At 43.9% G+C, this 21,084-nt stretch carries 14 protein-coding genes; 6 read left to right on the forward strand and 8 right to left on the reverse strand.

From position 1 onward, the window contains the following. The first annotated feature begins 127 nt into the window (after positions 1-127). Together AB6E85_RS16435 and AB6E85_RS16440 are read left to right on the forward strand one after the other, a co-directional pair. Positions 128-1,579 carry a catalase gene (locus AB6E85_RS16435; protein ID WP_048609850.1) on the forward strand — a complete coding sequence of 484 codons (1,452 nt, stop codon included), beginning with the start codon at positions 128-130 and terminating at the stop codon, positions 1,577-1,579. A gap of 233 nt (positions 1,580-1,812) precedes the next feature. Beyond that, on the forward strand, positions 1,813-2,685 hold the full coding sequence (locus AB6E85_RS16440; RefSeq protein ID WP_050647742.1) for a patatin family protein: 873 nt from the start codon (positions 1,813-1,815) through the stop codon (positions 2,683-2,685). Between the two features lie 120 nt (positions 2,686-2,805). Here AB6E85_RS16440 and AB6E85_RS16445 read toward each other — a convergent pair whose 3' ends face one another. The 3 genes from AB6E85_RS16445 to AB6E85_RS16455 all read right to left on the reverse strand — a co-directional run bounded on the left by AB6E85_RS16445 (position 2,806) and on the right by AB6E85_RS16455 (position 5,214). Further along, the gene (locus AB6E85_RS16445; protein WP_050647743.1) at positions 2,806-3,798 is read right to left on the reverse strand and encodes a 2-hydroxyacid dehydrogenase; all 993 of its coding nucleotides are present in this window, start codon (positions 3,796-3,798) and stop codon (positions 2,806-2,808) included. A 223-nt stretch (positions 3,799-4,021) separates the two neighbouring features. Further along, complete coding sequence (locus tag AB6E85_RS16450) at positions 4,022-4,354, reverse strand: DUF1971 domain-containing protein (RefSeq protein ID WP_050651013.1); 333 nt, start codon at positions 4,352-4,354, stop codon at positions 4,022-4,024. A 56-nt stretch (positions 4,355-4,410) separates the two neighbouring features. Beyond that, entirely contained in the window at positions 4,411-5,214 is an 804-nt protein-coding gene (locus AB6E85_RS16455; RefSeq protein ID WP_050651012.1) for a ferredoxin--NADP reductase, read from the reverse strand. Between the two features lie 342 nt (positions 5,215-5,556). Here AB6E85_RS16455 and AB6E85_RS16460 point away from each other — a divergent pair, with 342 nt between their 5' ends. After that, positions 5,557-6,501, forward strand: a complete 945-nt coding sequence (locus AB6E85_RS16460) for an acyltransferase (RefSeq protein ID WP_050651011.1) — start codon at positions 5,557-5,559, stop codon at positions 6,499-6,501. Between the two features lie 152 nt (positions 6,502-6,653). On the opposite strand, the gene AB6E85_RS16465 is transcribed toward AB6E85_RS16460, so the two are convergent. The 3 genes from AB6E85_RS16465 to glgX all read right to left on the reverse strand — a co-directional run bounded on the left by AB6E85_RS16465 (position 6,654) and on the right by glgX (position 11,484). Continuing rightward, positions 6,654-7,376 carry a tRNA (adenine(22)-N(1))-methyltransferase TrmK gene (locus tag AB6E85_RS16465; RefSeq protein ID WP_372143251.1) on the reverse strand — a complete coding sequence of 241 codons (723 nt, stop codon included), beginning with the start codon at positions 7,374-7,376 and terminating at the stop codon, positions 6,654-6,656. 139 nt (positions 7,377-7,515) lie between these two features. Next, positions 7,516-9,258, reverse strand: a complete 1,743-nt coding sequence (locus tag AB6E85_RS16470) for a diguanylate cyclase (protein WP_372143252.1) — start codon at positions 9,256-9,258, stop codon at positions 7,516-7,518. Between the two features lie 231 nt (positions 9,259-9,489). After that, on the reverse strand, positions 9,490-11,484 hold the full coding sequence (gene glgX / locus AB6E85_RS16475; protein WP_372143253.1) for a glycogen debranching protein GlgX: 1,995 nt from the start codon (positions 11,482-11,484) through the stop codon (positions 9,490-9,492). 434 nt (positions 11,485-11,918) lie between these two features. Between glgX and lamB the strand changes: the two genes are divergently transcribed. Both lamB and AB6E85_RS16485 read left to right on the forward strand, forming a co-directional pair. Beyond that, a complete protein-coding gene (lamB, locus tag AB6E85_RS16480) occupies positions 11,919-13,160 on the forward strand; it encodes a maltoporin LamB (RefSeq protein ID WP_372143254.1) in 1,242 nt (413 codons plus the stop codon). A gap of 164 nt (positions 13,161-13,324) precedes the next feature. Beyond that, the gene (locus AB6E85_RS16485; RefSeq protein ID WP_372143255.1) at positions 13,325-14,152 is read left to right on the forward strand and encodes a MalM family protein; all 828 of its coding nucleotides are present in this window, start codon (positions 13,325-13,327) and stop codon (positions 14,150-14,152) included. Positions 14,153-14,719: 567 nt separating this feature from the next. Here the strand turns inward: AB6E85_RS16485 and pulA are convergent. Together pulA and AB6E85_RS16495 are read right to left on the reverse strand one after the other, a co-directional pair. Next, positions 14,720-18,358: a pullulanase-type alpha-1,6-glucosidase gene (gene pulA, locus AB6E85_RS16490; RefSeq protein WP_372143266.1), complete on the reverse strand. Its 3,639-nt coding sequence runs from the start codon at positions 18,356-18,358 to the stop codon at positions 14,720-14,722. A gap of 404 nt (positions 18,359-18,762) precedes the next feature. Continuing rightward, entirely contained in the window at positions 18,763-20,535 is a 1,773-nt protein-coding gene (locus tag AB6E85_RS16495; RefSeq protein ID WP_372143256.1) for an alpha-amylase family glycosyl hydrolase, read from the reverse strand. A gap of 156 nt (positions 20,536-20,691) precedes the next feature. On the opposite strand from AB6E85_RS16495, the gene AB6E85_RS16500 reads away from it, so the two are divergent. Next, complete coding sequence (locus tag AB6E85_RS16500; RefSeq protein ID WP_017064222.1) at positions 20,692-21,081, forward strand: DUF1294 domain-containing protein; 390 nt, start codon at positions 20,692-20,694, stop codon at positions 21,079-21,081. Positions 21,082-21,084 lie beyond the last annotated feature (3 nt).

A 21,084-nucleotide genomic window follows, 5' to 3' on the forward strand; every position in this document is an offset into this window, starting at 1 on the left:
ATTTTACTTTGATTCAAGCTTATTCTATATCCTTAGTTACTGCGTGGTTTTGTGTGATGAATAACTACCATACAGAAGTGGCGGTGCAACAAAGATGCTGCACCTAAAAGGTAATAAGGAATTGATGATGAGTAAAAAACTAACTACAGCTGCGGGTTGTCCTGTTGCTCATAACCAGAATGTTCAAACTGCGGGCAAACGTGGTCCTCAACTTCTTCAAGATGTTTGGTTCTTGGAGAAATTGGCCCATTTTGATCGTGAAGTGATTCCAGAGCGTCGTATGCACGCGAAAGGCTCAGGTGCATACGGCACATTTACCGTTACACACGACATCACAAAATACACCAAGGCAAAATTGTTCTCTGAAGTGGGTAAAAAAACCGACTTGTTTGCACGTTTCACAACAGTAGCGGGTGAGCGTGGTGCTGCCGATGCTGAGCGTGATATTCGTGGCTTTGCATTGAAGTTTTATACTGAAGAGGGCAACTGGGATATGGTGGGTAACAACACGCCAGTATTCTTCCTTCGTGATCCTCTTAAGTTCCCTGACTTAAACCACGCGGTGAAACGTGACCCACGCACCAACATGCGTAGCGCGAAAAACAACTGGGATTTCTGGACTTCTTTGCCGGAAGCTCTACACCAAATTACTATTGTAATGAGTGACCGTGGTATCCCTGCAACTTACCGCCACATGCACGGCTTTGGTAGCCACACGTTCAGCTTCATCAACGCTGATAACGAACGTTTCTGGGTTAAATTCCACTTCAAATCTCAGCAAGGTATTAAGAACCTTTCTGATGCAGAAGCGGCACAAGTGATCGGTGATGATCGCGAAAGCCACCAACGTGATTTGCTAGATAGCATCGATAACCAAGACTTCCCGAAATGGACGTTGAAAGTTCAAGTGATGCCAGAAGCGGATGCAGCGAAGGTTCCATACAACCCGTTCGATTTGACTAAGATCTGGCCTCATGCAGATTACCCGTTGATTGAAGTGGGTGAATTCGAGCTAAACCGCAACCCGCAAAACTTCTTCGCAGAAGTAGAGCAGTCGGCATTCAACCCGGCGAACGTGGTTCCAGGTATCAGTTTCTCGCCAGACAAGATGTTACAAGGCCGTCTGTTTGCTTACGGCGATGCACAACGTTACCGTTTGGGTGTTAACCATCAGCACATTCCAGTGAATGCTCCTCGTTGCCCAGTACACAGCTACCACCGTGATGGCGCGATGCGTGTCGATGGTAACTTCGGTGGCACACTAGGTTATGAGCCAAACAACGAAGGTCAATGGGCTGAGCAGCCAGATTTCGCTGAACCAGCATTGAACCTAGATGGCGCAGCAGCACACTGGGATCACCGCGAAGATGAAGATTACTTCTCGCAACCGGGTGACTTGTTCCGCCTAATGACGCCAGAGAAGCAAGCGATTCTGTTTGATAACACTGCTCGTAACCTAGGCGGCGTACCAAAAGAGATTCAACTGCGTCACCTAAGACACTGTTACAAAGCCGACCCTGCATACGGTGAAGGTATTGGTAAACTGCTTGAAATCGATGTGAGTGAATTTAAGTCGTAATCAAGATGATTGATTAATGAAAGGTCGTTGAGTGAATCACTTGATGGCCTTTTTTGATCTCGCCGTTTATTAAGCAACCCTAAATCATTGAAAATTCAACAATTATCATTGAAAAATTTAACAATTATCATTGATAGTTTTTACCTATCGAATTGATAAATTTATCCCATTATCTTTGTAAGAGTGATGGGATTATTCTACGACTATCAGTTTATAAAGTAGAAGAGTTTGAGATGAATAAGAGCGCATTAATCGTTGAAGGTGGAGCAATGAGAGGCATTTTTGCTGCCGGAGTTTTAGACGCCTTTATGCAAGACGATTTCCGTCCTTATGACTTTGCCATCGGCGTATCTGCAGGTGTGTCGAATCTGGTTGGTTACTTATCTCATGCACCAAAACGCAGTTATGATGTGATCACCACGATGGCGACGGATAAGACCTTCTTTAACCCTGCTCGCTTTGCCAAGGGCGGTAACTTGGTAGACGTTAAATGGTTATGGAACGAATCCAATCAACGTTATCCGCTCGATTGTGGTGAGCTGTTTTCAAGTATCCCACTCATTGCTGCTGTCACAAATGTCGATACGGGCAGTGCAGACTACTACCATATTAAGCCAGAAAACCTTTCTAATGTAGTGGAAGCGACCACCGCGTTACCTATTGCTTACCGAGAAACACCGTGCTTCTCAGGTGGCTGTTATACCGATGGTGGTGTCGCGGATTCGATTCCGGTGCGCGAAGCATACCGTCGTGGTGCGCGAGATATTACGGTGATTCTTTCTCATCCTTTGAGTTACCGAATGAAGCCTCAAAAGCACCAATGGATGCTAAAAAAACTGTTAAAGAAATTCCCAAATATTGCTGAGTCGATGGCGGTGCGTGCCGACAACTACAATCAGTCTTTGGAGTTCATTCGTAACCCACCCAAAGATGCGACCATTAAAGTGATAGCGCCGCCAGAAGCGTTCGCAGTGAAGCGTTTAACTATGGATCAAAGTACTCTTAATGCAGGTTACGAGATGGGCATTAAAGCGGGTGAAGAGCACCTTGCCATTCGAAAAGGCGTGTATGGTTTAGACACCGAAGATTGTCATTTCTGCGTCTAGGAACGTTTTTAGGATACTGGATAAACGACAAAGCCACGCTGTTCACTTCAGAATAGCGTGGCTTTGTATTTGTAGACCTAGTTTGTTTTTAACTCAGTCTGCGATTAACTCAATCTGCTATTAAACGAGTTCGTTGCCGCTGGTGTTGCCAGCAAAGAAGGCATCAACACTGGTGAGCGTTGTATTGGCGATGTTGAACAGAGCATCTTTGGTCAAGAAAGCTTGGTGACCAGTGAACAATACGTTGTGACAAGCAGATAGGCGACGGAATACGTCATCGACAATCACGTCGTTAGATTTGTCTTGGAAGAACAACTCTTTCTCATTGTCGTAAACATCAAGACCAAGCGCGCCAATTTTGCTTTGTTTGAGTGCTTCAATTGCAGCAGTTGAATCCAGCAGTTCACCACGACTGGTGTTGACGATCATCACGCCATCTTTCATTTTGCCAAATGCCGTTGCATCCAACAGGTGGTAGTTCTCTTTACTCATTGGGCAATGCAAAGAAATCACGTCAGATTCTTGGTAAAGCTCGTCGAGTTCTACGTATTTAGCGCCTAACTCAACAGCTAACGGGTTTGGATATGGGTCGTAGCATAGGATGTTCATGCCTAAACCTTTCAGAATACGCATCGTCGCTAAGCCAATCTTACCTGAACCGATCACACCAACGGTTTTACCGTGGAAGTTAAACCCTACCAAGCCTTCAAGAGAGAAGTTCGCATCACGAGTACGTTGGTATGCCTTGTGTAGTTTACGGTTCAAACACATCATCATGCCAACCGTGTGTTCTGCTACCGATTCTGGTGAGTAAGCCGGAACGCGAACCACTTGCAGGCCAAACTCTTTAGCTGCGTCTAGGTCGACCTTGTCAAAGCCTGCACAGCGCATCGCGATCAGCTTGGTGCCGCCTTGAGCAAGAATCTCTAACACGTCTCGTGATAGGTCATCGTTTACAAACGCACAAACCACTTCGTTGTCGTGCGCCATTTTTGCTGTTGTTGTGGTGAGTCGAAAATCGTGAAAATGAAACTCAGCGTTGAGTTCGCCTTTTGCCAGTTCGAATGATTTTTCGTCGTATGATTTTGAGCTAAAAAAAGCAATGTTGAGCATGGCTTCCTCTCTTACCTAAAATATAAATAACCCACTGATTCATTCTCTGAAACGGGATTAAAACTAATAACTCTGTTCAGTGTGCTAGAGTTTTTTTCTCTTGTCTATCACCATTAGTCATTGTAATTACTATGGTTATTTGGTCTTTTGTCTTCACTTTTTGAACATCGAAAATCACACTACGAAGTAGCTTGCTTATAAGTTCATCAATATTGAATGGATCTTACTTTCTGGTGTTGAACATCTTCTTGGTCTCTTTCTCTGACCAGAAGTTAATGTTGAATTGTGCGTCGTCGCTAAGTTCTACACGATGCCAATATTGAGGCGGGCTTGTGGCAAATTGCCCAGCTTCGATTGTGATAACATTTTCTGGTTCTGTTGCTTCAGCATTAGCAAAACCATAGAAGGTGACCGTGCCTTCCATTACACAGATCTGGCCGAACACGCCCTCAGCGGTATTGTGATGATTGAGAAGCGCTGCTGGTATGTTGTCTTTGGTGAAAAATGGAGTGGAACGTTGAATTTTCCAGTGTGACGGAATACGTAAATGACTCATATAAAACCTCTTCTCTAACTGTTCTGTGCTTCGGTATAAGTGGTGGCGGTTGTTATTTACCAGTAGTTCTCGCTGCTGAATTGACCGGGTTTTCTGTGCAAGTGCTTCTCGAAACCCAAGCTGGTTAATGCTTCGCTTGTGTCGCGAACCATTTGCGGATTGCCGCAAAGGTAGAAAAAACTGCGGGTTTGATTGAAAGCGACAGACGCGGTTTGCTCAAGGTCGCCTCCAAGTAACAAGCTTGGGATTCGTCCGCGCAAAGTTCCGGTGACTGATTCTCTAGAAATAATTGGCACATATTGTAGTTTCCCTTGGAAGTGATTAACGAGTTGAGCGATACGGTCTCGATAAGTCAGATCTTGTTCTGTTCTTACGGCATGAACCAGTACAAGGTTTTTGAACGAGGCGACTTTTTCAGATTCAGAGCCGTTTTGCTGCTGTATCTGCATGCTTTCGAGCATTGAGATAAAAGGCCCAACAGCGGTTCCGGTCGAAAGCATCCATAGATCGTCGGCGATCTCTGGGATCTCATCTAAGGTCATAAAGCCACTTGGGTCTTTGCCGACAAAGATGTCATCGCCCACCTTCAACTCATGAAGTTGAGGTGAAAGCTGACCGTTCTGATCCTTAATAATCAAAAACTCCAGATGTTGATGACCTTGTTCGTGCTCTGGCGCGTTCACCATCGAATAGGCGCGTCTTACGAACTCATCCTCACTGTTAAGCAAGCCAAGTTTCGTGAATTGCCCCGCCTGATAGGGAGAGACAGGAGCACTGACTTGAAGTGAGAACAGTTGATCTGTCCATTCCGTCTTGTTTAAGACTTTACCGGTTACCAAACCATGAGGAATATCTGTCATATCATCACCTTTACGTAGAGAAGTTATCTCATTAAGGATACTCAACTATTTACATTTTGGAGTTGCATGTACCATGCCAATAATGAGAATGCTTATCAATACTAGCTTTATGGTGAAAATAATTTGCATTTGTGTCAAATGGACTTATTTAAATTTGTGTCTAAATGACGCTGTTGGTGTTTTTTGATGTTGATTTTGTTGATTAAGAACGATGAACTGGTCTTTGGATACAAGCAAAATTAGTACAGTGGTTTGACCCCTAGGGTATTCAACCAATTACTAAAGAGAATATTTTGCAGATGAGTATAATGGCGGCTTTCGATCTCAATATAGCCGTGTTTTATGCTTGATAATCTTCGTATGGCCTTGAACGTATTGTTCGTGACCATCAATACCGCAATGACTGCGTTTACCGTGAGCTTCTTTGGCCTCATCAAATTGATTCTGCCAATCTCTGTTGTACAGAAGTCGTGTACTCGTTTAGCTAACTTCACATTTTGGTGCTGGGCTTCGCTCAACCTTTGGATGTTGAACGTGAACAATGACATCGAGTGGCAAGTGGAAGGCGGGGAAGATATCTCGACCAAACAGTGGTATTTGATGATGTCGAATCATCTGAGTTGGGCGGATATCGTGATTTTGTCTTCTATCTTGAAAGACAAGATGCCGATGACTAAGTTCTTCCTTAAGCATGAACTGCTGTATGTCCCTTTTGTTGGGTTGGCATGTTGGGGGCTAGATATGCCCTTCATGAGACGTCACTCGCGTGAGTTTTTGCTGCGTAATCCCGAGCGTCGTAATGATGACTTCGATGCAATCAACAAAGCGTGTACTAAGTTCAAGCTAGCGCCGACAACCTTGGTTAACTTCGTTGAAGGGACGCGTGCCAATCACGAGAAACTGGCGACCGCGAAAACACCTTACCGACACCTATTGAAGCCTAAAACTGGTGGTGTAGCATTTGCATTATCGGCAATGGGACCAATCTTAGATGGCATTGTTGATGTCACTCTGGCTTATCCAGAAAACCAGACTTCTCCGTTTGAAGACATGCTAAAAGGCAAAATGACCAAGGTCGTGGTGCGTATTAAACTGCATCCGATGGACGAGAACGTAAACGGTAATTACTTTGAAGATAAAGCGTTTAAGCGCCGTTTCCACAGTTGGTTGAATAACACGTGGAAAGAGAAAGACGCCTATCTTGATACGGTTTATGGGGTTGAAACGCTCCGTGAGGCTGAAACGATTGATGGGCTTGATACGATTAATAAGAAGCAAGAGCAGTAAGATCAAACCAAACAGATAGCATCAAAAAAGCCGATAGTTCATTGAACTGTCGGCTTTTTTATTGAATTGGTTTTATCGGCTTTGAACCGTGAAGTTAGTACTTACTATGTTTTTAACTCTTTAAAGCGAAGACACTCAAAGAGAATACAAAGTTAAATTGCTTGATAAGCCTCGATGATGTGTTTCACTTGGCTCAGTTTGCCTTGCTTCTCTTGTCCTTGATGAATGCGCACGTAGTGCTGCAATGTTTTGGCTTTGTATTGCTGTGATACCTTCACTTGTTCATCACAGCTTGGTGTCCAGATCTTGTCACCGACGTTTGATATCTCGCTAATGGTTTGGCTCTTTTCTGCCTCGCCTTGGTTATTGCTCACCAATAAAATCTCGTAATAACGACGGTTCTCTTCAATCAACATTTCATCAATAAGACCGAACTTGAGTGCTTTTAAATGACTTCTTAGCTCGAACTGTTGATGCACCGGACAAAGCAAGAAATCGATCGCTTTGTTTGGGTGTAGACGATGAATATCATCAACAAGTTTTTGAGTAAGATCGCCACCGACGCCCGCAATAATAACCAGGTGTTTGCCAGTATGTTTCTCAAGCGGGATAGTGGCGACATCTAAGCAGTAGACTTGCCATTGGCTAGTAACCGTTTGTTCTGCGGTTGCACCTTGGGGAAAGTAACGCGCTAGCTTGCCTTCAAGTTCATTCATCAGAGACGGGACTATATCGACAAAGTGAATCTGAGGCGCTTTATTATCCGACAGCAGTTGAACACCCAAAAAGCCATGATCACAGCAACAGTCCCAAATATGTTGGTAGTCATTGCTGACAAGGGAATGGAGAGTTTGCAGTCGGTTACTTAGCTTCATAAGGTTTGTGTCATTAGAAAAGGGGATATTGTCTTATCGAAGGCGCATTGTAATGACTTTCTAGAAAAACAAAAGCACCTAGGGTATGAATCCTAGATGCTTTGTGGCGTGTGATGGCTATAGACTTGTTAGAATGCGTTTACGATGCTTTGGCAACGGCTCTGATATGGCCTTCCACTCGGTTCTTACCAAGTTGTTGTGCGATAAGCTTTGCCTGTTCCGCTAGCGCTAAAGCTGAGTCTGTTTCGCCTTCTATTTGTGAGTACCCCACACTAACCCCTAGTGATAAGGTGATATCTGGAGTGACGATGGTTTTCTCCGCGATTCCGACTCTGCACTGGTCTAGTTGGAATTTGGCATCTTTCACATCATTGGCTTTGAACAATACAGCGAACTCCTTTCCTCCTATACGCGCCAAGCAAAGTCCTTTCGGCTTCGGGAAGTAATAGCGTATCGATTCTGCAGTCAGTTTGATCATCTTGTCACCCACCGCTTCACCGTAGGCTCGGTTTACGTGGTCGAAGTTATCGATATCTAGCAAAGCGACATAGGTATCGGGCTCGCTCACGTAGTTTTCGATGGCGATGCTGAAACTGCTCTTATTGTCTAACTGCGTCATCAGATCTTTGCTGCTCAATTGATGTTGAAGCAGTAAGTTAGACAAAGAGACTTCAGTGTAATCACGGATCATTCGCAGAATACTCTGGCTGATCGGTAAGTTTGCGTTTACGTACAACACTGCGATCAACTGCTGACGAGAGTGCAAAGGAATACAGTAATGACGTTGGTGTATTTTGAGTTTACACGCCAGTGGATCGGCGTACTTACCACTTCGGTAAGCCATAGTGTCCGGTGTAAATCGCTCTGCAAGGGCTTTGTCACAATGTACCGTGGATTTGTTTCCGTGATAGTCGATGGTACTGAATGCGTGGTTCTCAGGCTGATAGAGACAGAATTGAATGCCTTTTTGGTAGGTAAAGCTATCCAGTATGGATTTTAACTCTCGCTTAAAGCTTACAAGGTCATCGACCTTATTCAGTTGTGACAAGGACACGTTCAAACGATAAGCCAAATAGTTTGCGCCAATCCACAATAGAAGCAGTGAACCAAGTACCAAGCCAGTTAGCGTAAATTGGTGTGAGCTGGTTAAGATGTCGTGGCGATCGGTGCCTGCGATGAATACCCAGTTCAAGCTGTTGTCAGCGTCAAATACCGATATTTTGAAGTTATCTTGATAATAATATTCGTGCTTACCAACGGTTTCACCTTGTGAGAGTTGATGGCTGATACCTGCGTGATAGCTGACTGATTTAGTTCCGATACGTTTTGGATCTGGGTGGAAGACCAGTCGTTCTGTTGCTCGGTCAACGACAAACACATAGCCGTGATTAAGCGTTTTTAAGTCTCTTAAGCCTTGTGTGGTGTGTAGAAGATCAAACTCAATCCATATTTCTTCATTCAATTTTTCGGCGGTGTGTTTAACTGCGAACACCCAACGACCATCTGCTTTCTGGTAAATCGAAGAGATGTAGAAATCTTCAACCACACTGTCTATTGAGTTCCATTTTATGGAGTCAATTTGTTCACGGGAAAGAGGTAATCCACGACTTGATATATATTGTTGGGATTGTGGTTGGTAACGAACGATATCAGAGAAGTTTGGTGTTCTTTTTAGAATATTATCGCTCAACTCCCTGAATTTTTTATCACCGATTGGAGCCGTTTTAGGTAAGCCTAGACTGGTTTCTAAAAAATAGAGTTTGCCGAATGTGGCTTCGATGTTGGAACGAATGGTAGAGCTTGCGATACGAATGTTTGTTGATGATTGTTCTGTTGCTGCTGTTTCTACTTTTTCAAGCTGAGCCACAGCAAGATAGAGCATCCCTCCAGTTAATAAAATAATGTATGGTTTAAAAAGCCGAATTAATGTTTTAGGTAAAGCCATGATATCCAAAGACGTTATAGATTCATTTTTATAGTACGGCAATACTAAACAGTTTCATTAACCACATAAATGCAAATGATTCCATATGGATGAATGATTTTTGAGATATTCAGCTAACAAAAAAGCCAGCTATAAATATAACCGGCCTCTATGATTTTCGGTGTTTTATTAAGCTGACTTAGCTTTTGCTTTAATCAAATCAGTTTTATCTGGCGAGTAGTGCAAAATTGCCATCGAAGTTGGCGACAACAACATTTCACCTTCTGCATGACCTGGTTTGACGTTTCGCGAGTTGGTATCACAAATGGTTACCCAGTTTTGTTCACGATCATTAGGTAACGAGAAACGTGCGGGCGCATTGGTTTGGTTGATCAGATAAATCAACTCGTCGCCATCTTTACCAATACCTAAATGCAAAGCTACTGAGCTTAAGCGGTTCCAGTCGTCATGTTCCATAAGTGTGCCATCTACGCGGCTCCAGAAGATGCGGTTAGAGTTACGCTTTTCGCCACTGAATGCCTTAATAAACGGCACCATGTATTGCTGACGAGCAGAGATCATTTCAGATAACCAAGTCTTGAAGTAAGTCTTGCGCTCTGAATCTTCCCAGTTAAGCCAGCTGGTCACGCCATCTTGGCAGTAAGCGTTGTTGTTACCTTTTTGAGTGTGAGATAACACATCGGCCGTCAAAATGTGAGGAATACCAAAAGCAAACAGCAGGCTCGCCATGAAGTTACGCTTCTGCTTTTCACGTGTCGCAATAACTAACAGGTTTTCGGTTTCACCTTCAACACCGTAGTTTTCAGAACGGTTGTCGCCGTGTCCATCGCGGTTGTTCTCACCATTCTCTTCGTTGTGCTTATGCTTGTAAGAAACAAGATCCTGCATGGTGAAGCCATCATGGTAAGTGATGTAGTTGACGGTTAATTTGTACGGCCAGTGCGCTGCACTGTAGATGTCACGTGACCCCATCAAACGGGTTGCAAACTCTTTTAGGTAGCCTTGATCACCACGCCAGAAGCTACGAGTGATGTCTCGTAGTTTGTCGTTACACTCATTCCAGCCTAATGGGAAATTACCCACTTGGTAGCCATTCGGACCGATGTCCCAAGGTTCTGCAATGAGCTTGGTTTCTTTAAGTAAAGGGTCTTGAGCCACAGCTTTAAAGAATGCAGCCTCAGGGTTGTAGTTGTCACCTTCGCGCCCCAGTGTTGCAGCCAAATCAAAACGGAAGCCGTCGACTTGGAACTCACTTACCCAATAGCGAAGCGTATCCATCACTAAGTTGAGTGCTGGCTGGTGGGTGAGATCAACTGTGTTACCACAACCCGTAAAGTTCGCGTAATGGCAGCCATGTTTAATGTAGTAGCGGCTATCTAGTGCTTTAAGGTTGAAGGTTGTACCACCTTCGCCACCTTCTGCCGTATGGTTGTACACCACGTCTAGAATAACTTCGATGCCGTTGCGGTGAAGTTCACGAATGGCGGTTTTGAGTTCATTAACAGCGTCTTTTTTTGCGTAGCGTGGGTCTGGCACCATGAACAAGTATGGGTTGTAACCCCAATAGTTCACTTTATCCATGTCCAAGAGATGAGGCTCATGCATACACGCAGCAACGGGTAGAAGCTGTAGAGAGTTGATATTTTGTTGTTTGTAGAACGCAAGCATTTCAGGGCTCACTAACCCTAAGTAACGACCTTTAGTATTGGCTGCCACTTCTGGGTGCAGTTGAGATAAACCTTTTACATGCGTTTCAAAAAGAACAGTATCTTCGCGGCTAATGCGTGGCTTTTCTACGTCTTGCCAATCGAAGGTGTCATCAACAACAACACATTTCGCCATAGCAAAGCTTTTTTCATTGGTATATGGCGTGACGTAATCGAGCGGTTCGCTTATTGCCTTGGCATACGGGTCTGAAAGCAGGATAGGGCCATTGTCCGTTTCTGCAATGAAGCCGTATTTTTGTCCCGCTTTAATACCGTCAATAAAGACATATCTGATATCAGCGTATTCATTTTCTAATTTATAAGTGGTGAATTCGTCGTTCTCGTCAAAAAGAGCGAGAGAGAGTGATTTACAGTCAGGAGAATAAATTGAAAAGTTACAGCCAGTGTTACCTAGCGTTGCGCCTAGTGGATAAGGGCGAGCGAGCGTTCTAGTCATTGCTTGATTTCTTGTTCGTTTATCGACATCAGTGAACTATAAGTAAAAAGCTTTGTCACAGTAAGGTCAAGCAACTTCACATAATAATTACGGTTAAAAAAATAATTCATCGATGAAGTTCAAATTATATATTTGAACTAGATCTCACTTATGCTGAATAATTAGATCTGAGTGCTGCCTACTCCTCCTAGATTAAGTGATCTACCTCTTTAAAACACCGTTCTGTATATTTTCTACTCCCCTCTAGTCCCCCTTAATTTAGTTAGGGGTGGAGGAAGTCAAACTTGTCATCCCCTCTTAATATTGACCCCGTTGAAACGAATCAGGGGAAACCCTAAACCTCTCTATCTTACGACTACCATTACTGCCTTTGGTTGCCGCAAGAGAGCAAAAATATAAAAACCTAAAATAAATCGTCCTTAATGGAGTTAAGAATGAAAAAAGTAAGTTTGATTGCTGCTGCAGTGGCAACTACATTAGCTGCTGGCTCTGCGTTCGCTGTAGATTTTAATGGTTACATGCGTGCTGGTACTGGTATTAGCGGTAACGGTAACGGCGACGTATCTGTAAATAAAAACGGTATTGGTCGTCTAGGTAACGAAAACGATAACTATTCTGAGTTTGGTTTAGCTGAAGAACTGAAAACTGGTGAGCAAACTTGGCGCGTTGAATCAATGATTGCTTCTGGTGCTCCAGGCGAAAAAGGTTGGGAAGATTCTGACTTTAACGTTGCTCAGTTTGCTGTTAAAGCGAAAGGCGTTCTATCTTTTGACCAAGAAGCGACTCTTTGGGCTGGTAAAACATACTACCAACGTAAAGACATCCACATCACTGACTTCTACTACTTAAATACATCAGGTACTGGTGGTGGTGTTGAGAACATCTCAATTGGTGACCAAAAACTATCTGTTGCACTGATTCAAGATGGCGCAACTGACGATTCAACTGGTTACATCTTTGATGCTCGTCTAGCGAACATCGGTCTTTGGCAAGATGCGTCTCTAGAGTTTGCTCTAGCGTACAACTTCGCAACTGATTCTAATGACGCAAGCGAGTCTGCTGATGATGGCCTACTAGCTTCTGCAATTTTACACCAAGGAACGAGCAACGGCTTCCACCAAACTGTACTTCAGTACGGTACTAACGGTTACGGCGTACAAGCTGCAAACTTCTGGGGTTCTGGTTCTTACTACGCACGTGGTACTGAAGCATTCAACGAAGCATCTGGTTTCCGTTTGATCAACTGGGGTGTAATGAACCTTGGCGAATCTTGGGAAATGGGTCACCAACTAGCCTACCTAGCGGGTAGCGACATCGGTGGTGCTGATAAAGATGGTAACTACACAAACAAAACTTTCGATATCGACCAATACTCAGTTGTAGTTCGTCCAATGTACAAGTGGAACGACACTATGCGTACAATCTTCGAAGCTGGTTACAACGCTGGTGAGCGCATCATTGGTGGCGAAACCAATCCACTGACGGGGCTAGCGACCGAAGACTTCGGTAACGCTAAATTCACAGTAGCTCAAGCTTGGGCTATGGGTGACAGCTTCTGGGCTCGTCCTGAAATTCGTGTTTACGGTTCTTACATCCTAGATACTGAAAACAAAGATGCATTCAACGGCGACGATACTGAATATGTGTTCGGTATTCAAGCTGAAGCTTGGTGGTAAACACTTAGCTTAACAAATCCTAAACTGTCCTAATTCATAGCCGGCTCGCGTCGGCTATTTTTTTAAGGAATGTACGATTAAGTTGATCGTTCCCTAGGTGAATAGTTCTCTTTGTGGTAATTAAAGTTAGTAAATTTCTTAAAAAATAACAAGAAGGAAGGGTTATGTATTTTAAAGCTCTAATGTTGAGTGGTTGTGTTGCGTTGGCCGGTTGTCAATCTGCACAAGTAGTCGAGCAAGTGCAAGTGGCACAGGCTGAACAAGTTAACTCTATTGCTGGTCTTCAATTTGCCCCGATGAAGCTTCCAAGCTCGGCAATTTTCGATGTAACACCAGACAGTCAAATTTTAAACTATCAGGGTATAAACAGCCCTGTAGTAGCGATCGAGCTACCAGCGGATCGCGGTGAATACTCTATTAAGATCACCAGCATGATCGGTGATACAGCATTTGTGCCGAATGCCGTGATTTACGATAAAAACGGTCGCGAGTTAGAGCGTTATGGCAAAGAGAGCTTCGAATACGCGAAGCCTAGGTTGCATTTGGGCAACCGTCTTGTTGCAGAAAATGATTTTTACCCACCGACAACTGCTGAATCTGTTTACTTAGTTATCTATACAGAGCAAGAAGATCTTGGTGGTTTTACTGATGTCATTCACCCTGCACGTTTAGATGCGGAAGGCCGCGGTAACTACCTGCCAGAAGTAGAAGACATCCCCGTTCCAAACGCGAATGTCGGTAAGATTGAAGTGACTATTGATAGAGTGGGTTTCTTCTCATTTGGCTCTAGCAGTGAATCTAACGCTAAACCAGCGGCAGCAGCTAAGGTTGAGACTATTCAACCAGAAACACAAACTTACTACCATAATGCCATTCAAGCAGCAGTAGACGCAGACAATATTCCCAAAGCACTTAGCTTATTAGATGAAGCAAAAGCATTGGGTATTAAAGGCGCACAAGAAGTCTTTGTAAAAGCCGTCAATAAAAAGTAGTTGATTAATTCGTAAATACTGATTGATATAAAGAGAAAGGCTCCTAGTAGGGAGCCTTTTTTATTGTTTGAGATAAATGAGCAGGTATATATTCACTTAATTATTGAAATTAAAGTGACCACTGACTTGCGCATAATTATAAATAACCAATATAAGTGGAAGTTGCCGGCTATTTATAGCTTTGAATGACTAGGTTTTGACATAAAATACGCTCCCCCCTCTTATTGTTCTCGAGTAACTAGATATGAATCCTATAGATTACCTGCTGCTCCATTAACTGCTTCTAAATTATATTCATGATATCTCCTCTCGATTAAACTAACAGTTCACTTGAGGTTGTTATCCTTTCTACTAAGGACTAAGGACTAAGGACTAAGGACTAAGGACTAAGGGTTAACTGGTTCATCTGTCACTTAATAGTGAGTATTTATCGATGGGAAGCAAAGCAATGGTGTGGTGCATTGGGATTGGAGTTTATTGAGGATAAAAAAAGGGAGACTGACGTCTCCCAAAGGCTAGCTTTCGCTGGTTTTATTATCTTTTTATTAGAATTCCAAGCTTTAAGACTTAGTTCTTGGTTACTGATACAACTGGGCCATCTACGTCGTCATCCAGCTCGTGAATCGCATTCAGAGTGAATGTATAGCTACCAGCTTCTGTTACGCTTAGTTGGCAGTTACCATCAGTACCTAGGTCGATTGATCCATCAGCAAGTTCAACGGAATCACAACCAAAGTTAGGTGATACCCAATCAGCATCAGCAAACTTGAAGCCATAGTTACCCGCTTCCAAGTTGCCTGTCACAGAATAAACACCATTAGCGACAAAGCTCATTGCCCAATCATCCGTTGCGCCCCATCCATTCATGTCACCTTTAACGTAAACTGTTGTTTGGCCGTATGGCGGAATGCTAGATACATCCTTGTCTGTGTTATCAACCGGCAGGCCGGCACCTTGTGAATCACCTTGAACTTGTACAAATACAGCGGTGGTTAATGCAGGTACTGTGAAGGTTTCAGCGGCAAAGCTTGAACTTTTCACTGTATCGTCAGCCGAGTTTTGTTGAACGTCATGAAGTGTAAAGCCTGTCGCTCCTGTGATTTTGAACGATTGAGATTCATTAGTTGAGTTTACAACTGCCACAATCGCATTATTTGCAGGGTCAAGATCGTCGCCCGCAGACACACCATCATCGATAGACATGACAATCAGGCCTTCGATTTGATCTTCACCAACATTGCGGAAGTCGACACGCTTCATGACTTCGTCTGCTGTGTCTAAGCGGAACAGTTCGCTTGAGCTACGGATTTTTAATAGCTCTAGGAATTGCTGCTTAGTCAGATTAATGTCTTCTTCGTCTGGTTTCGCCGTTGGGTCAGCAATGATGGTTTTGATCAGATCCCAGTTCGCACCATCTTTGTCTTCACGAGGTAAGCCGACGTTCCAGTTGTTATCCGTACCATCAAACATTACGCGGTTGTACCAGTCACCAGAATCGTAAGAATCGCGCTGCATAGACTTAGATCGTAGCAGTTCAGAACCCATATGGATGAATGGTATGCCTTGGCCTAACATCACGGTAGATAGCGATACCGACTGCATACGCGCGCGCTCTGCAGAGCTAGTACCAGTGGCGATCTTGTAAGCGTTGTTATCCCAAAGCGTTTGGTTATCGTGTTTTGAAACGTAAGAGATGTTCTCTGAAGGCATCTTGGTGTAACCAGCGGGCGCACCGTTGTAATCAACATTTTTACCCAGTTTGGTATCACCTTTGTAATCAATCAGTACGTATTCTGCGAGGTTACCTGCCATACCTAAACGAACAAGGTCTTGGTTATGTAAACGACCATTGATCGAATCTTGATCAACTTTGGTTTCTTCGTTGGCAATCGCTGCGTTACCAAAGCCTTGGTTAAAGCGAAGTGGGTGGTTGCCTTCTGAATCGACGCCGCCATCAAACGGGCTACCGCCACGAACTGCGTCACGTAAACGGTCTGAGAAGGTCCCGATTTCTGTGCCCGCCATGTTGATTTGGTTTGCTTGATCGAAGCGTGCATTGTTAGCTACTTCGCCAAAATCCCAACCCTCACCGTAGAACAGCGTGTTTTCGTCGATTTTACGTACTTCAGCAAGAGCTTCTACCATTACGTCTTTTGGCTGGTGGCCCATTAAGTCAAAACGGAAGCCATCCACTTTGTAGTCTTCAGCCCATACCTTGAGTGAGTCGACCATCAATTTACCCATCATCAGGTTTTCGGTCGCAGTGTTGTCACAACAAGTCGAGTTTTCGACGCCACCAGTGTTGACGTTAAGACGGTGGTAATACCCAGGGACAATTTTATCCAGTACCGACTTATCGTTCACACCAGACGCATTGGTATGGTTGTATACCACGTCCATGATCAGCTTAAGATCCATGTCGTGTGTCGCTTTCACCATTTCACGGAACTCTAGAATACGTTTCGAACCATTAGGATCGGTCGCGTAACTTCCCTCTGGCACCGTGTAATGGAATGGGTCGTAGCCCCAGTTGAAGCTATCAAGCATACGAAGGTCATTCATTAGCGCTTGCGCATCGCCTGTTGAAGGGTCATAACCATCGAGTACTTCTTCGATGACTTTGTTTTCGTCTTCGTTTCCACATAAGGCGGCAGTCGGTTTTACATCACACAGTTTGCCTACGGTGTCAGTAATATCGACGCGGCTCGCTTCATCTTCATCGACGGTGGCGATATCAAATGCAGGTAAGATATGCAGCGTGGTTAAACCCGCATCTTTCAGAGCTTGTAGGTGCTTGACCGACTCACGATCTGCTTCTGTGAGAGCGAGGTATTTTCCATTTAGGCTAGCTGTGCCGAGCTTATCGCTGAAACTAAAGTCACGTAGGTGAGATTCGTAAAGTACGTGGTCTTCGTCTTTTTCTACGGTTGGTCGTTCGTAGTCGTCCCAGCTCGCTGGTTTCAAAGTTGAATCATTCAGGTCAATCACTTGAGAATATGCAGAGTTTTTCGACAAACTGAGTGAGTAAGGGTCCGTTACAAGGCGAGTTTCTATGTTGCCTGTGGTTGGATGGTAAACCTTCACTTGGTAGCGATAGTAACTGTTGACTGCATTAGACACCGCGTCAGTCGCCCAAATACCTGTCTCAGTGTTTTCCGTCATCGGGATCACTTGTGAGGTCTGGAGATCTTCGCTGTACAGGACGAGTTCTACATCTTGAGCTGTTGGTGCCCAAAGCTTGAAGGTTGTCGCACTGCCTTCAACAATCGCACCTAATTCTTCTCCCATTGCATTACCAGCATCTTCGTTAGCAAATACTGCATCAAGCACACCAGGTTTTTGAACCTCAGTTGAAGAGGTAACATCGCCATTGGCATTGTAAGCAACAAGAATTATCTGAGATTTTAAAATAGTGCGAAGTGTGCTGTCGTCAACGTCGATAGCCAGGGCTGGTAAGCTTGCAAGGTGGCGGAAACGCTCTTTTAATTCAGAGGATAGCTCGCCATCTTTAGTTAGTTCAACTGCAGTACCACCCACGATCTCTTTGTCGTTCATCGTGATGCTGTTATCGAGTGCGTAGAACAATTTCATTGAATCGGCATTGCTAGCGGCTTCCCAAGCAATGGTGGTCGCATCCAACCAATGCGCTTTTTGACCGTCAATGTTGACTGGGCGATCTGAAATCGGGTCATAATATAACTCGCTGCTGCCATGGAACCCGAATACACCTTGTGAATCACCAAGCTTGGTTAGCTCGATTTTAGAGTTTGCACTACCAAACGCCTTTTCGTCACCATTGTGTAAGATGAAATTCATACATTTATGTGGGTCAGAAGCATCAGGATCGACTTTCAATACATAGTAAGCACCGTAGGTATCGCTGATACCATCATATTCGTAAGGACTGTTCCAATCGGTTCCGGTTTCACTCAATCCCATTGCGACTAAGTCTGTGCTGGTACAGCCTTCACCATTCCATAGATGCAGCCCCCAACCGTCGTAAGTTGAGCCAGATGTACTTGCAGCAGCAACATCACGTTTGTAATAAACAACGACTTCGTTTTCGCCAGCTTGGTATAAACCGCTGTTGCCAGCGTCGGTACCATTGTCGCTATCACTGCCACAACCTGCGATCAAAGTTGCGGTGAATAGAGGTAAAATCGCTTTGGCCAAAGTCGATCGCTTGAAGCTTCTCTTTTGGGTCACATTGAAGGTATTTCGTAGAGAGATAATTTTATTAATATTTATGTTGTTCACGTTTTGATATCCATATTTCACTTTTTATGAAGATGAATATCCTAGCTTTAACTAAGGTCGACTATTTGTGATGGCAATGTATAAAGTTATTTTTAATTCGTAAATATAGGAAACATAGTGTCAATATCACGCTTTGTATTTGTTTATTATTAAATTAATTGGATCAATGACTCATTTGTTTAATATCAATGGTGTAGGGCGTAGAAGCTAGGCGTAGTTAATAAGGATGAGAACTCATCCTTATTAATGTGAGTAATATATCGAATTGAGACAGTGTTAATTTAATGTGGAAATTAAGTTATTTATCAATTAGCTAAAAGCGAGTTGTTCGGTAATTTATATTGATAGGTATATCATCCATTTAAGGATAACACCCAAGCCAAAGACGCCAGCGGTTTCAATTCAATATTAAAACTGCCAACACTGTTCTCAATGTCGAGCACTTGTTGCGCTATGCCTTCAATATATTCATTGAGTATGTAACGACCATCAACTAATTTGAGTTTTTGGATTACATCACTTGGAATCTTTAAGTGAATATTTTCAGTGGTATGTTGGCTGAAATTAGCTGCAACAATGGTTAGCTCTTGGTGGTCAGAGCGCAGAAATGCGTAAACCGAATCACTCAAATTATTGCTCTGGTGTAAGTCTAGGTACTGCCCCGTCATTGAAGTATGCTCAAGCGAAAAGTTCATAACCTTCTGATAGAAGTGACGTAGTTGTTTTTCGTTTTCGTCTAATAGCCCGCCATCGAATGCGCCGTGGTTCATCCATTTTTGATGCTGTGGGACTCCGATGTAGTCAAATATGGAAGTTCGTGAGGGCTGTCCAAAGCCTGCATTCTCCGCACCGGGTTCTCCGACTTCTTGCCCAAAGTAGATCATGGTTGGAGAGCTGCTCAATAGAGCGCTAACTAGCATCGCAGGCTTTGCGATATGTGGATTGCCTACAAACTCTGGTGAGGCGATTCGTTGCTCGTCATGGTTATCCAAAAAATGCAGCATATGATGTTCAATGTCGTGCATTTGATGTTGGATTTCAGGGATGATTGCCGTTGAAGCCTTGCCTTGCATGATGGCTTTGAGGCCGTCGTACAGATCTACCTTGTCATAGAGGTAGTCCATCTTGCCTAAGTGAATGTATTCACGGTACAAGTCCGGCTGATACACCTCTGCGATCAGAAAGGCATCGTGGTTTTTCATCTTTATTGATGAGTTGAGGTAGCTCCAAAACTCAACTGGCACCATTTCAGCCATGTCGTAACGGAATCCATCAACGCCTTTGTCTAACCAGAACAAGGCGATGTCTCGGAACTTAACCCAAGAGCTAGGCACAGCGACCGATTCCCAGAATTGGTGATGCTCTCGGTAATCGCGTTGGGCATAGTCTTTGGGGATCTCAGGGAAATCTTTTGAACCGTCAGGGCGCACACCGTAATTAATCTTTACGGTTTCATACCAATCGTCGAAATTAGGTTTAGCTAAGCGTGAGCCATTACCCGTCAATTTGGCTGGTGTTTCGATAAACGGGGAGCTTAGGCTAGGGTGCTGTTCACCACCTAGCGGCGTAAAAGCAGGCTCTATGTCTGGCAATTCAAAGGTGCTGTTGGGAATATAGTAGAAGTTATTGTCTTTGTGGTATTCCAGCGTTGTGTCATCTTGAGCGCCGAAGTCACTGACACCTTCTGGGTTGTTTAAGCCTTTATAATGACGCGCAACGTGATTCGGTACGATATCGATAATCACTTTTAAACCATTGTCGTGACTTCTTTTGATGAGTGCCTCGAACTCCTCTAGTCGGCATTCAGGGTTGTCTGCGAGATCTGGGTTTACGGAATAGTAGTCTTTGACGGCATATGGTGATCCCGCACGGCCTTTTACCACGCTAGGGTGATCGTCTGAAATACCAAGGTGCTTGTAGTCATTGATGAGCGCATGATGTGGCACTCCGGTATACCAAATATGAGTCATACCGAGTTTGCGGATTTCAGACAGCGCTTTGTCGGTAAAATCACTGAACTTACCGACGCCATTTTGCTCGATTGTGCCCCATGGAACATGTTGGGTGTTTTTATTGCCAAATAAACGCGTAAAAACTTGGTAGATGGCGTACTTTTGGTTGTACATATTTATAATTCCTTTAACTTCCATCATGTTATGTAGGGATGAAAGGGCTTGTTTATTCTTTGCAGGCTAACCGAATTACAATATGCCTTACTCATCCTTATCAAAATCTACAGGGCGTAATTGCTACAGTATGTGAGCTGTTGCTCAAAAGGAGTCATGTTGTCTTCATCTATTCAAATCGTTATCACTTATTTGGTTCTGGTGGCGGTGTCTGTGTTGTTTGCGGAAAGTTCTAAAGCGCTGTTGGTGTGGTATTTGGTTATCGGTTTCGTGACGTTTTTTGTGTACGCGAAGGACAAGCGAGCAGCGATCAATGGCAATTGGCGTGTGCCAGAGAAAACTCTGCATATTTTTTCTGTTGCTGGTGGCTGGCTAGGGGCGTTGATTGCTCAAGATAAGCTGCGTCATAAAACGCAGAAGCAGCCGTTCAGAGCCATATATTGGGTGACAGTGGCAGTGAATGTTGCGGCGTTTGTGTGGACGTTAACGCCGAGCGGGCAGACGATGTTTGGTCGTTGGCTTAGTGAACTTGTGGGTTATTTATAAAGA

The organism is Vibrio sp. 10N.247.311.51 (genome assembly GCF_041467855.1).
Classification (GTDB): Bacteria; Pseudomonadota; Gammaproteobacteria; order Enterobacterales; family Vibrionaceae; genus Vibrio; species Vibrio coralliirubri.

Coding starts and splice junctions, on each gene's coding strand:
- AB6E85_RS16455 (WP_050651012.1), bottom strand. CDS start 5,214: ATGACAGATATTCCTCATGGTTTGGTAACCGGTAAAGTCTTAAACAAG.
- AB6E85_RS16495 (WP_372143256.1), bottom strand. CDS start 20,535: ATGTACAACCAAAAGTACGCCATCTACCAAGTTTTTACGCGTTTATTT.
- AB6E85_RS16445 (WP_050647743.1), bottom strand. CDS start 3,798: ATGCTCAACATTGCTTTTTTTAGCTCAAAATCATACGACGAAAAATCA.
- lamB (WP_372143254.1), top strand. CDS start 11,919: ATGAAAAAAGTAAGTTTGATTGCTGCTGCAGTGGCAACTACATTAGCT.
- AB6E85_RS16450 (WP_050651013.1), bottom strand. CDS start 4,354: ATGAGTCATTTACGTATTCCGTCACACTGGAAAATTCAACGTTCCACT.
- AB6E85_RS16460 (WP_050651011.1), top strand. CDS start 5,557: ATGCTTGATAATCTTCGTATGGCCTTGAACGTATTGTTCGTGACCATC.
- AB6E85_RS16435 (WP_048609850.1), top strand. CDS start 128: ATGAGTAAAAAACTAACTACAGCTGCGGGTTGTCCTGTTGCTCATAAC.
- AB6E85_RS16500 (WP_017064222.1), top strand. CDS start 20,692: ATGTTGTCTTCATCTATTCAAATCGTTATCACTTATTTGGTTCTGGTG.
- glgX (WP_372143253.1), bottom strand. CDS start 11,484: ATGACTAGAACGCTCGCTCGCCCTTATCCACTAGGCGCAACGCTAGGT.
- AB6E85_RS16440 (WP_050647742.1), top strand. CDS start 1,813: ATGAATAAGAGCGCATTAATCGTTGAAGGTGGAGCAATGAGAGGCATT.
- AB6E85_RS16485 (WP_372143255.1), top strand. CDS start 13,325: ATGTATTTTAAAGCTCTAATGTTGAGTGGTTGTGTTGCGTTGGCCGGT.
- AB6E85_RS16465 (WP_372143251.1), bottom strand. CDS start 7,376: ATGAAGCTAAGTAACCGACTGCAAACTCTCCATTCCCTTGTCAGCAAT.
- AB6E85_RS16470 (WP_372143252.1), bottom strand. CDS start 9,258: ATGCTCTATCTTGCTGTGGCTCAGCTTGAAAAAGTAGAAACAGCAGCA.